Genomic DNA, 12,778 nt, shown 5'->3' with positions numbered 1-12,778 from the left:
TAACTAACCAGGCAGACATACAGAAAAACGGCGTCTTTTAAGACGCCGTTTTTGTTTCATGACATTTAACAACCAACGCGATAAGCTAGACCCATAGACATTTGCCACCCACGCACTTGCTACAATGAACACCGACCTTTGGTAGCCGGTAAGCAGTGAAAGGGGGCAAGCCTCGTCCTGGTCATGCAGTGCTGTCACCAGGACTGGTTTAAATGACAGAATTAAGAGAATCCAAATGTCGCAACAAATTGTTATTAGTGGTGTCGGGGTGTGGACTCCGGAACATACAATTACGAATCAGGAATTGGTGGATAGTTACAATCGCTATGTAGATGCGTTTAACGCTGAGCATGAAAAGCAAATTGAGGCCGGCGAGACTGAAGCCATGCCTTATTCCAGCGCTGAGTTCATCGAGAAAGCATCAGGCATAAAAAGCCGCTACATCTACCAGAAAGAAGGCGCGCTGGATGTAAGTCGCATGCGCCCAAAAATTACCCCGCGCAACGATGATGAACTGTCACATCAGGCTGAAATAGCGATTGCCGCAGCAAAAATCGCGCTGAAGAAAGCAAACAAGCAGGCCAGTGATGTCGATGCCGTCATCGTCTCCTGCGCATACACACAGCGCGCGTATCCTGCCATAGCTATCGAGGTGCAGGAAGCGCTGGGTATTGAAGGTTTTGGCTTCGATATGCTGGTGGCCTGCTCAGCGGCAACCTTTGGTATGCACCGCGCTTTTGAGATGTTGTCTGCTGACACGGCGTCCTGCGTGCTGGTTATCAACCCTGAACTGGTTTCACCGCAAATCAATTATACCGACAGGGACAGCCACTTTATCTTTGGCGATGTGGCGACCGCGACAGTATTGGAACGCGAAGAAACGGCGGATGCGCCACACATGTATAATGTTCTGAGTACTAAAGCGCTGACGAAATACTCCAATAATATTCGCTCCAATTTCGGCTACATGACCCGTGCAGAAGATGTCGACCCTTACGGGCCCGACAAGCTGTTCCATCAGGCAGGTAGACGGGTGTTTAAAGAGGTTTGCCCGATGGCGGCCGCCCATCTTGAGGCGCATCTAGCGCGCCACAATCTCACCGCTGAGAATGTGAAGCGCTGGTGGCTGCATCAGGCAAATATCAATATGAACACCCTGATTTGTAAGCGGTTATTGGGCCGTGATGCCAGTCAGGAAGAGGCGCCGGTAGTGCTGGATGAATACGCGAATACGGCGTCCGCCGGTTCAGTCATCGCATTTGGCAAGTACCATGAAGATCTCAGTGCCGGTGATACGGCGGTTTTATGCTCATTCGGGGCGGGGTATTCCATCGGTTCACTGGTATTACAGAAACGCTAGTCGTGCTGCAGACGTAGGGAGATAGGGAAGTGATCATTGCAGATATAGGCTATGGCCTGAACGGTCTGGCCTACCTTACCCTGCTACTGCTGCTGCTTACTGATCGTAAAGCAGGACTGGCTAAACATCTTTTGATTCTGGCCAGTCTGGCCACGCTGGTGTGGTCACTAAGCCTGATTACCAGTCTGTTTGGCTCATTGAGCGTGTCCCGCCTGCTGCTCGCTGATGCCGCGAAGCAACTGGTCTGGTTATTGTTTATTGCCAGTTGTCTGCAGGACGACTTCACTGATATATGGCAGGTGTTAAAGCGACCGGCAACGCTGTTTGTAGTGCTGCCCTGTCTGGCAGCGTTGCTAATCCCTCAGTTTATCGCCGTGTCGCCCACGCTCCGTTTTCTGGGTCATACGGTTCTGGCGCTGGAAGCGCTGGTGTTGCTGGAGGTAATGTACAGACAGTCCGGTGATAATAAGTGGGCGTACAAGCCGCTGGTGCAGTATCTTGGGGCTATTCATCTGTTTGAATTCGTTACCTATGCGAATGCGGCCATGGTGAATCAGATTGAGCCGGTTTACATCGAGGCGCGAGGCTATATTTACCTGTTGCTGGTACCGCTATTGGTGGTGGCTATCCGGCGAATTAAAAACTGGGGCGTGGATATCTTTATTTCCCGCGACGTAGTTTTACACAGCTCATTGTTGCTGGTTGCTGGTAGTTATCTGTTCATCATGGCGCTGGTCGGCTATATCATCAATCTGGTGGGCGGCAGCTGGGGGGCCACCGTACAAATTGTTCTTATCGTGCTATCGCTGGCCCTGCTCGGCACGCTGTTCCTTTCCAATTCTTTTCGTACGCGTAGCAAGGTATTTATTACCAAGCACTTTTTCGCAAACCAGTACGACTACAGGGTGGAATGGGTTAAGCTGACCAAAGCCCTCTCTTCTACCAGTAACGAAACCTCGCAGGTTTACCGCAATGCGCTTGAAGGGATCCTTGGCGCAGTTAATTATGACGCGGGTCAGTTAGTCAAAGTTGTCAACGATGACTTTGAGATGGTGTCACGTATTCAGTCGACCACATTGTCTGATAATCAGGTTCTGATCCTCGAACAGTTGTTGCCGTATTGCGCCAGGACCGGTTGGCTGATAGATATTGACGAGTACAAAGTGTCGCCATTTCAGTATGAGGGGCTGGCATTGGACAGATCCATACTGGATGAGTGTGAGTTTCAGCTTGTGCTGCCGCTGTTTCAGAATGAGAAGGTGTGGGGCATGGCCCTGCTGAATCCGGTTGGATCTGAGCGTGTTAAGTTGGACTGGGAGGTGAGGGACTATCTCAATGCCGTCACCGAACAGGTCGGCACATTTATATTCCACCATGAAGCGGCGAAAGCCGTGGCTGAGAATGCCCAGTTTGCAGCGTTTAGCCGCATGTCCGCCTTTGTGTTGCACGACTTAAAGAATGTGCTGGCGCAAATCGATCTTATTCTGGCGAATGCTGAGCAACACAAAAACAACCCTGAATTCATTGATGACACATTTGAAACGCTGACCCATACCAAAGCCCGCATGGACAAAATGCTGCAGCAGCTTAACGAAAAAAACATTGACGACGGCGGTAAAGACGCAGCGTATCTGCTTTCAGGCCTGGTGGAAAAGGTGATAACCGATCGCTGCCAGCAGTTAAAGCCAGTACCGGTCCTGCATTGCGTTGAGGAGAGCAAGGTAGTCGCCGATCCCGAAAAATTGTCCAATGTGCTTTTTCACTTACTGAATAATGCACAACAGGCGACGCCGGATGATGGCACTATAGAAGTGGTACTGATGCGCGACCATGCCAGTTCACGCCAGTTGCTGCTGATTGAGGATAGCGGCAGTGGCATGGATGCTGATTTCATCGAGCACCGCTTATTTAAGCCGTTTGATACAACGAAAGGCAATGCGGGTATGGGCATAGGGGCGTATGATGCGAAAAACTATATGACGTCAATTGGTGGTAAACTCACTGTGCAAAGCCAGCCAGGAGAAGGCAGCTGCTTTACACTTGTGTTTCCTTTGGATTAATTCACCAAATACAGAGGGAGCACGTGCATTAACGTGGTAAGGAACGATAAGAATGACAGATACAGTGCTCATCGTTGATGATGACTTGGGGATCCAAAAACAACTGAAGTGGAGTCTGACAGATTTTAATCTGGTGTTTGCGGATGACCGGCCATCGGCAATTGCCCAGCTGCGTCGTCACGAGCCAAGTGTGGTTACATTGGATCTTGGTTTACCGCCAGACCCCGCTAACGCATCCGAAGGACTGGCTGCCCTGGAAGAAATTCTGGCACTGGCGCCAAATACGAAAGTGATTGTGGTTACCGGCAATAATGATAAGGAGCACGCGTTAAAAGCAATTGACATGGGCGCTTACGATTTTTACCAGAAGCCCGTTGATTCCGACACCATGAAATTGCTGGTCAACCGTGCGATGAACCTGTTTAACCTTGAGCATGAAAACCGTATTCTGGCTAAGCGCCGCTCTGGGATGTCGCGTATTGTCGGCAACAGTGACGCGATTCAGACAGTGGTTCGAAAAGCAGAAAAAATTGCTGGCACCGATATCAGTACATTGTTGCTGGGTGAGAGCGGCACGGGTAAAGAAGTATTTGCCCGTAGTATTCATGAACACAGTCCACGAAAAGATGCGCCGTTTGTGGCTATTAACTGTGCTTCTATACCTGAAGCTTTGCTTGAAAGCGAATTGTTCGGTTATGAAAAAGGCGCGTTCACCGGCGCTAATAAAACCACCGTGGGTAAGATTGAAACTGCACAGGGCGGGACCCTGTTTCTGGATGAAATAGGCGATATGCCGATTGGCCTGCAGGCTAAAATGCTGCGTTTTTTGCAGGAGCGGGTAATAGAGCGCGTTGGTGGTCGCAATGAAATTCCGGTCGATATCCGGGTGATTTGTGCCACTCACCGTAACCTTCAGGAAATGGTCGGTAAAGAAACCTTTCGTGAAGACTTATATTACCGGATTGGGGAAATTCCGATCCTGATCCCGCCGCTGCGTGAGCGTGATCAGGATATTATTCTTTTAGCGAAAACCTTTCTCAATCAATACCGTGATGAATTCAATGCGAAAGCAAAATCGTTTTCAGAAAGTGCGGTTAAGGCCATGCTCGCGCACTCCTGGCCAGGCAATATCCGTGAGCTGCAAAACAAACTGAAAGCGGCGGTCATCATGGCCGAAGGTACAGTTGTGCAGGCCGACGATCTAGGCCTGATAGCCGCAGATGGCGGCGAAGAGCCCGAAATCCTGAATCTGCGTGAAGCCCGCGAACTGGCTGAAAGTAAAGCGATTCGCAAAGCCTACCGCAGTGCACAGAAGAATATGTCAAAGACGGCTGAATTGCTTGGTGTAACGCGTCCAACCCTGTATTCGTTAATTGAAAAATATCATCTGGAAGATATTAAAACAGGCGTCTAGGAAAGTGCGCTCAGTGCTATGAGTGTTAATGCGCTGAGAAAGTCAGGCTTTAGCAGTACTGACGGGCAGTGTTAACACCGCCCGTTGCTGTCTGCTTAGGTAGCGGGGCGTGTTGATATGCCGCTCTCGGTGACGCGGCACTGAGCGACATGGTGCTTTGACATGACATCGTGACCAGAGAACTGAACACTCAGGGAAAGCTGTCCCTCGTCAATTCGGGTGTACAGGGTGCTGGCACATATATTACAAAAATACTGGCGGTGGCCCGGAAATATTTCCAGGCAGCCCAGTGCACAGGGTTCGGCATCAACGACAACATCTTCTGCCGGCACCTGCATCCTGAATTCGCTGTCATGACCTTCAGCCAGGGCATGGGGCGACACATTGCTGGCGTCGATATCGGCATTCACTTCCAGCGTAATTGCGCCACAGCAGCAGTGATTTTTAAACATGCTAAGACTCCAGAGGGATTTCTGTTTGCGGATTTTCCGGCCAGGCGATACTGGCCAAATTATTTAACGAGGTGCTGACTCGCGCACCACTTAATTCGAATTTCGATGCCAACGGACCAGATTCTGTGGCAGTGGACATGGTGCTTTGCACATCGGATACGCCAACCCAGGCATTCCGGCCCGATTGTTTTGCCGCATAAAGGCAGTAGTCAACCAGCGCGAACATGGTTTGCCAGTTATGCTCAAAAGGCTTCGATTTATCCAGTGGGATTGGCGCGAAGCCAATACTGCAGGTAGCATTGCAGCGAACTTTACCACCCAGCTCGAACACATGCTGCCTGACCGATTCTGAGAATCGACTGGCCAGATCGACCAGCAAATCACGGGATGAATAGCGACAGATAACAAGAAACTCTTCGCCACCCCAGCGGATAGTTAAATCTGTCTGGCGGAACACATCCCGAATAATCTGGGCAAACTGTACCAGGAAGCGATCGCCGGCCAGATGTCCGTACACATCATTGATGTCCTTAAAGTGGTCAATATCAATCAAAAAGCATAAGAGATCGTGGTTTCCTTGCTTAGCGTCACCCGACGCATGAGCATGCTGGCAGCGCTGAATTTCACCCGGCAGCTGGGCTTCGAGGTGATGCCGGTTATACAGGCCAGTAAGAGGATCCCGCAGGCTGGCCTGTTCGAGCGTACGATAGGCATTTTCCAGTTCGAGGTTTTTGACCTCCAGCTCCTGTGTCCGGTTGCGGACTTCGCGCTTGAGGGTCCTGGTGAGCTGTCGTTCTTTGTAGCGGCTCCAAAGCAAAAAGATTACAAGCAACAGGGCGATAAGGCCACCCAGTACCATACTGGTGCGAAGGTTACGCTGCTTGGCTTCAGCCAGGGCGATAGCACGGTTTTTCCTAAGCAATTCTATTGACTGAGCCTGTCGGTCCAGTTCAATTTCTGTTTGCATGTCGCGTACAATGAGGGTGTTGTCACGGTCGACCACTTGTTCGAGTACATCATTTTTTTTCAACAGGCTGTTGAACGCCTGCTGATAATTTCCCTGTGCCGAGTATATATCGACCAGCACTGACAGCAGTTGTGCCTGCGTGGCCAGTTCTTCACGCTCACGCGCCTGCAGCAGGCCTTTTTGTGCATGTTGCAGGGCGGTGTCATAATCATCCTGCTCCAGAAACGCATTGGCAAGGGCCTGATGGATATGAGTCTGAAGAGTAATAAAATTGCCGTCAGTGGCACGCAACAACGCCTGCTGAAGTAACGTTAAGCCTACGTCATACTGGCCTACTGCAAGTTCGACCTGGGCAAGGGCAACATTTGCGCGCTCATGATCCAAAGGAGCATCAATACCAGAGAATTTTTTCACCGCCTGATTGAGGTGCAATCTGGCTTGCTCAAACCGTCCCATTTCCAGATAAAGGTCGCCCAGCTTCTGGTGTGTTTTTGCTGTCTGCTGTACCGATCCGGTTTGTTTATTGATAGTCAGCGCGTCGGTCAGGTAGGTTTCTGCATTTTTCAGTTGCCCCATATCACGGTAAATATCGCCAATATTGGATAAGCACAGGCTGACTGACTCTGTGTCATCGTTGGTACGCAGCACCCGCAATGCCTGCGTCAGCGAACTCAGCGCGTCCTCATAGCGGCCCAGTGATTTGTATACCAGGCCGACATTGAGCTGCTGACGGGCGACACCCAAAGTATTGCCCAGTGATTCATACAGTTCCATGGCACGGTTGAGGTAATCGAATGCCTGCTTGTAACTTGCCCGGTAGCGGTAATTCTGGCCGATGTCTGACAGGGTTTTAGCAATACTCTCGTAGCGCTGTTGCTGTGTGTAGATATCCAATGCCCGGTTATACGAGCGAAATGCCTGCATATAGTCGTTTTGCTGCTCGAGGATATAGCCAAGTTCACTAAATGCACTGGCCATTTCCAGCGAGTTTTCATCAATACGTGAACGCTCAAGAATAAGCAGAACACCCGCCTTGGCTTCACTGAGCTTACCGGCCTCCCGTAATGCTGACACGTCTTCTAAAGACTCAAGTGACTTAGCGTTAAGGTTGTCCTGAGCACTGGCGCAAACACTGAACAGGCTAAGCCAGATCAGTCCTGTCGCATACAACGTGTGCACTTTCATAGACATTCCATATCGACCCACCTTCCCAACGTGAAAAGGCGAACTGTAAATACTGCTGCTAAAATAATCAGAGCTGTTCTGATTTTCAACAACGCGAAGGCAATTGTCTGGCAACCATCGTCTGATAAGGAAATCCTCTCCACAGCGGCAGGCTCAGCACAACCCTGCAGTTATACGGTAGTTGCCCGAAGAAGGTTTTCATCATCCCGCATTGTTTGTTCGCTGGCCCAGATCCGGATCAGGCGGGAGCGCGAAATACCCGTTTGCTGCGACAGCATCGTTAATCGTTCTGCTGTGGCCGTATCCAGTGTAAAAGTGGCGCGCCGCATTGTTGAGGAGCTGTCCGGTTCTGAGCGGATGGCCTGCAGATGTGCCGACGCATCCTGGGCATCAGCAGCGTGCTGCTGCCCGTAGGCATAATATACCGCGTCATCGATAAAGCGGTCTACCGACAGCCGGGGCGGGTTAACTGACGGCGTGGATTTTCTGAGACTCAACAGGCTCATTGGCACCCCCTTTCTGTCTGGCCAGCAGCTCTTCAATGATACTTCGAATTTCAACCGCGGCTTTTCCATCGGGTTCGCTTTCAATAACCGACTGACCTGACTCTTCAGAGTCGTCATACATATTACGGCTGAAGGTCACAGAGTTGAGTACCGGAACATCGAATGAGCGGCACACATCCTTTGCTTCAAGAATACGGCTGCTAAGACTAGGCAGCGACGGGCACTGCGTGATGACAAAAGCCGGATTCATTTTCGGGTTGACCATTTTGCAGGTGGACAGAATATCTTCCATGTGTGGCACGGTTTTCAGATCGCGCCTTTTCGGACGTAGTGGTATCAGTATGTGATCGGCCACTGCCATCGATGAGCGCAATGCCAGGTTATCCTGACCGCCACAGTCGATCACAACATAATCGTAATACTGACGCATGCTTAATAATTCGTTTCTGATTTTGCCATACAGCTGAACGCAATTGATTTCAGGCAGCGCCTCGTTAGCTTTGCGTTCCTGAATCCAGTCTGATGTCGTACGCTGAGGGTCGCAGTCGACCATCAGTACCTGCGCATTTTTTTCGCACCGCAGATACACCGCGATATTTTGCGCCAGACAACTTTTTCCACTGCCGCCTTTTTCTCCACCTACCAGAATTATCATGATCACAGTCCTCACGCTATGGTGTTCTCGCACCGGCACGTACCGGCAACAACATAATTGATGACCGAAAAAGTGAACCTTCCCTGACTGCATTGCAGCTGGTATACAAGTTCGGTAACCCCGCTATCATGACACAAGGTCGTTGTGTGACAGACCGGAAGCTTTGCGTCACGGCCTTTCGTACCGCTTTGCCTTTTTCTATCGTCCACAGGCCACAACCGGTGTTCATCCGGGCGCAGCACACGGCACCGTATCCTGGGAGACATACAGCTGACCTGAACGACTGCGCCCGGCGATAAAACACCAGAGCGGACCTTTACAGCTCATACTAGAAGTGAGCATGCGATTAAACAGCATGAAGGTTAATATTAACGAATAGAATGTCATACCTTTTGTGCACTAATATGGCGTCTGGATGGTGCTTCCTTTATGATCGTGCCTATGGACGATAAAAATTCGGCAGCAGCCGGATAATGCAAACCGCGAAGAGGAGACGGTGTGCGAATATTTTTAGTCGTATTTTTCATGATGGCGGGCGGGTTAAGTCAGGCTCAGGCGGCATCACAGCGTGCCGCGCTGGATGCGTTTGCCTCGCTGTATAAGCAGGAGTGGGGCCAGACGGCGCCATGTCGGGAAACGTCACTGACCCGGTATCGCGTGTGCTCTGATATCCTGCGCAACGAGGGCAATGCCCCTTACGTGCTGCATTCCAATACGCCAGCGGACAAGGTAGCGGTGCTCGTTCACGGGTTAAGCGACTCGCCATTCTTTCTGCGCGAAATTGCCAGCGTCATGCAGGCGCAGGGCTATACCGTTTTTGTTCCTTTGTTGCCCGGCCACGGGTTGCGTAATGCAAATGACGATATGTCTGACAGTCAGCTTGCTGAGCGCTGGCAGGCGCATGTTCGTGACGTCATGGACATTGCCACATCACTGGGTGATAAGGTCGTGCTGGGCGGCTTCTCAGCTGGCGCCGCGCTGGCCGTTGATTACTATCTTGATGCGCCTGAGTCGGTGTCAGGGCTGACATTGTTCTCTGGCGCACTGGCGTTGTCAGACGATGCCGAGAAAATGGCGCGTATCTGGGGCATAAAATGGCTGGCGTGGCTGGTTGATGGAGACTACCAGACCCATGGGCCCAACCCATATAAGTACCCGAGTGTGGCCAGTTATGCCGGCCTTGAACTCATGGATGTGATAGAACAGATACGCACACGGCTTGAAGAAGGCCGCCGCATTAGTGTGCCGGTTTATGCCGCACATTCGGCAGACGATAAAACTACCCCTATCGAAGGGGTAGAGAACCTGTTAGCACACAGTGAAGGCCCTGATACCTTCTTTGTTATCGACAAGTCATACTCACTGTGCCACGCCGACCTTGTAGTTAACACCTACCTGCTGAATGTAATGCGCTTCAACGACGCGCTGGTGAATCCGAACGAGCAATGTGCAATCCCGGCGGCGAACCCGCTGTTCGGGCAAATGACAATGATGCTGGAAAGTTACTTAAGCCAGTTGTCGGTTGCACCAACAGACTAACAGGCGGTATTACAGACGCGAAAGGAGTCGCCTTACTGGCGACTCCATTTTTCCTAGTGCTCTGCTGCGTAGTCCTCAACCTGTGACCACACCCGCAGAAAATTGTCGCTCAAAATGCCTTTAATTTCTTTCTCGCTGTAGCCGCGCTCCAGCAACCCCTGAATCAGGTTGGGGTAGTCTGACACGTCTTTTAAGCCAACTGGCAATGAATCACCCACACCATCGAAATCTGAGCCAATGCCGATGTGTTCCACGCCTATCAGATCTGCCACATGGTCAATGTGATCAAGCACATCACTCAGGCTTGAATAGGGATAAGGGTTTTCCTTACGATACTGCGCGTCAAAGGCGTCCAGGGTCGCCTCGTCATCACCGTGTTCCTTTATATACTTATTTCGTGCCTGTGATAACCCGGCCCGCCACTCTCTGGCTGCTTTACTGACAAAGCCAGAGCCAAAATTGATCATGATAATGCCGTCATTTTTAGCCAGTGCTTTTAACATGTCATCATTCATATTGCGTTCAAAGTCAGGCGTAAAGGCACGGAGTGATGAATGTGATGCAATAACCGGTGCCTTGCTCAGCTCTACCGCCTGATAAAACGCATCATCTGACACATGCGAAATATCAATGAGCATACCGATGTTGTTCATCTGGGTGATGAGTTTTTTGCCAAACGGACTCAGGCCCTTCCACTGGCGACGCAGATCATATGACGAATCAGATATATGGTTCGACTGTGAGTGGGTGAGTGTAATATAACGAATACCGCGCTCATAAAAGTGCGTGAGATTGTCCATGTCACCCTGAATCGGTGAGCCGTTTTCCATGCCCATTGGCAATGAGATCAACCCCTGCTCAAACTGTTCTTTAACGTCGGCCACGCTTCTGGCAATAGCAAACTTGTCAGGTGCCCGGGCTGTTATTGCCTCAACGGAATCGATCAACTGATTGGCCAGTTGCGTTGACGCCGGAGAGTTGTCCAGGCTGGCCGGCACGTAAACAGACATAAACGGCGCAGTAAGACCCCCTTCCTTTGCACGTGGATAGTCAAAGTCACCGTCTTTGGTCGCTGTGGTGACATCTACCCAATTGTCGTTAATGCGGTAGGGAACATCGATGTGACCATCGACGATAATGGTTTGCTGCGCCAGCGCTGTGGCTTTGTCTGATACCTCAGCCGCCTGAACACCTGGCACAGCGGTGAGCCCAATAAAAAGCGCAGTAATACGGGAAAGCGTCATTGTTTTTTTCATGTATTATCCTTTTCGTATTTTTGCTATGTAGCCTACGTAAAAAGCCACGATGCGACAATCTTTATCTGTCCTGTAGCCGCCTTGCGGCTACACACGTCAGGACTCACTGAGTGATGATAGTTTTATTCGCATCTTCCCTGGTGTTACAGTACGTGACTTGTTTACAGAAATGCGGGATACTGCCCGCCGCCTTGGGGCTCAGAGTCCCGGATTGAGTAGCAAACCTGGCTGTCTGTTAAGACGATCAGCGTCGTCTGAAAAGTAACCAATACAGCCGCATCAACAAGAATGAGACAGTATTATGGCGATTAATTACGTACCGCTGGATAAAGAAAAACATAAAGATATCAAAGTAGCGCCCAGAAACTCTTTCCAGTTTGCCGGCAACACGCATCTTGCCGCCGCATCAATTAAAGAATTTGCGCAACTGGCGTCCTGTATGCCAATTGTATTTATTAAGGATCCTAACTCAGAGCGCCATCACACAGTTGCGATGCTGGGGATGGAACAAAACCAGAACCTGTTTTTAGACGGTGAAAAGTGGCAGGCGCCGCATGTACCAATGAATATTCTGCGCTACCCGTTTGATGTACGTCCCGATGGCGACAAACTGGGCCTGTACATTGACGAAAACAGTGACCAGCTGACAGACGATGGCCAGGCACTGTTTACTGAAGCTGGCGAGCCAACTGAAGTGCTTAAAAACAGACAACAGTTTCTTGCTGATTTGGCCAACAGCGAAATGATGACACAGCGTTTTGTTGCCAAACTGACAGAGCTTGAACTGATGGACCCATTCCAGATCCGTCTGACCTATGCCGATGGCAAACAGCGCAATGTAACGGGCATGATGAGCATTAACGAGAAAAAACTGCTTGAGCTGCCTGAAGAGCAGGTGCTTGAACTGCACAAAGCCGGTTTCATCGGTGCTATCTATGCAGTAATGCTGTCGCTTGGACAACTTAACCGGTTAGTTGATCTGTCATCTAAAACTGACAACCCCATTCAGTCAATGCAGATGACCTCGGCAGCGCAGGCCGAACAGCAGGGACAGCCGCAACAGCAGGACGCCTGATTGATCGGGATATAACCTCTGACAGAGCCGGGAGCTGCATTCGCATCCCGGCTTTTTTATTTATATACAATTGGGCGAAACCGTCAGCGACAGGGCAGGGAATTACCGTTCTTTTTTACCAGGCTTGCTTCAGCACCTTTCCTGTCAGCGCGCGTGCCTGAGTTATCAGTTCAGCAAAGAACCAATCCGCATCAGTGCAGGCTGAAACGCTGGTCAGCACAGGTCCCCTCATGCCGGTTGTCGTTGTGCGCCGATCCAAGTTCCTGCTCTCCTATACAGGTTAGGACTGCACTGTGCTGAGCTTCTGAC

The 12,778-nt window shown here is 50.6% G+C and carries 10 protein-coding genes and 1 riboswitch; of the genes, 5 read left to right on the top strand and 5 right to left on the bottom strand.

The genetic code is table 11. The features are described 5' to 3' along the window. Nucleotides 1-235: 235 nt before the first annotated feature. From IE054_RS15560 to prsR, 3 genes are read left to right on the top strand one after another with little or no spacing between them, the layout of a single operon-like run. Nucleotides 236-1,360 (top strand): beta-ketoacyl-ACP synthase III, encoded by a 1,125-nt coding sequence (locus IE054_RS15560; protein ID WP_189408010.1) that lies wholly within the window; start codon nucleotides 236-238, stop codon nucleotides 1,358-1,360. A gap of 32 nt (nucleotides 1,361-1,392) precedes the next feature. Then, on the top strand, nucleotides 1,393-3,420 hold the full coding sequence (prsK, locus tag IE054_RS15555) for an XrtA/PEP-CTERM system histidine kinase PrsK (protein WP_189408040.1): 2,028 nt from the start codon (nucleotides 1,393-1,395) through the stop codon (nucleotides 3,418-3,420). Nucleotides 3,421-3,472: 52 nt separating this feature from the next. Beyond that, the gene (gene prsR, locus IE054_RS15550; RefSeq protein WP_189408009.1) at nucleotides 3,473-4,834 is read left to right on the top strand and encodes a PEP-CTERM-box response regulator transcription factor; all 1,362 of its coding nucleotides are present in this window, start codon (nucleotides 3,473-3,475) and stop codon (nucleotides 4,832-4,834) included. A gap of 95 nt (nucleotides 4,835-4,929) precedes the next feature. On the opposite strand, the gene IE054_RS15545 is transcribed toward prsR, so the two are convergent. From IE054_RS15545 to IE054_RS15530, 4 genes are all read right to left on the bottom strand, one after another. Further along, nucleotides 4,930-5,286, bottom strand: a complete 357-nt coding sequence (locus IE054_RS15545) for a GFA family protein (protein WP_189408007.1) — start codon at nucleotides 5,284-5,286, stop codon at nucleotides 4,930-4,932. Nucleotide 5,287: 1 nt separating this feature from the next. Then, the gene (locus IE054_RS15540; RefSeq protein WP_189408006.1) at nucleotides 5,288-7,438 is read right to left on the bottom strand and encodes a tetratricopeptide repeat-containing diguanylate cyclase; all 2,151 of its coding nucleotides are present in this window, start codon (nucleotides 7,436-7,438) and stop codon (nucleotides 5,288-5,290) included. Between the two features lie 170 nt (nucleotides 7,439-7,608). After that, nucleotides 7,609-7,944 (bottom strand): ribbon-helix-helix domain-containing protein, encoded by a 336-nt coding sequence (locus IE054_RS15535; protein ID WP_189408005.1) that lies wholly within the window; start codon nucleotides 7,942-7,944, stop codon nucleotides 7,609-7,611. After that, nucleotides 7,904-8,599, bottom strand: a complete 696-nt coding sequence (locus IE054_RS15530) for an AAA family ATPase (RefSeq protein WP_189408003.1) — start codon at nucleotides 8,597-8,599, stop codon at nucleotides 7,904-7,906. The genes IE054_RS15535 and IE054_RS15530 overlap by 41 nt, the downstream gene beginning before the upstream one ends. A 110-nt stretch (nucleotides 8,600-8,709) precedes the next feature. Next, nucleotides 8,710-8,802: riboswitch (cyclic di-GMP riboswitch) on the bottom strand. Between the two features lie 295 nt (nucleotides 8,803-9,097). On the opposite strand from IE054_RS15530, the gene IE054_RS15525 reads away from it, so the two are divergent. Further along, entirely contained in the window at nucleotides 9,098-10,138 is a 1,041-nt protein-coding gene (locus tag IE054_RS15525) for an alpha/beta hydrolase (protein WP_308428289.1), read from the top strand. Nucleotides 10,139-10,191: 53 nt separating this feature from the next. On the opposite strand, the gene IE054_RS15520 is transcribed toward IE054_RS15525, so the two are convergent. Further along, entirely contained in the window at nucleotides 10,192-11,394 is a 1,203-nt protein-coding gene (locus IE054_RS15520) for a dipeptidase (RefSeq protein WP_373293920.1), read from the bottom strand. A 301-nt stretch (nucleotides 11,395-11,695) separates the two neighbouring features. Between IE054_RS15520 and IE054_RS15515 the strand changes: the two genes are divergently transcribed. Further along, entirely contained in the window at nucleotides 11,696-12,469 is a 774-nt protein-coding gene (locus tag IE054_RS15515) for a SapC family protein (RefSeq protein WP_189408002.1), read from the top strand. Nucleotides 12,470-12,778 lie beyond the last annotated feature (309 nt).

Source organism: Alteromonas halophila, from assembly GCF_014651815.1.
Classification (GTDB): domain Bacteria; phylum Pseudomonadota; class Gammaproteobacteria; order Enterobacterales; family Alteromonadaceae; genus Alteromonas; species Alteromonas halophila.
The sequence above is the reverse complement of the archived record's forward strand: the minus strand, read 5'-3'. Positions and strand labels throughout refer to the sequence as shown.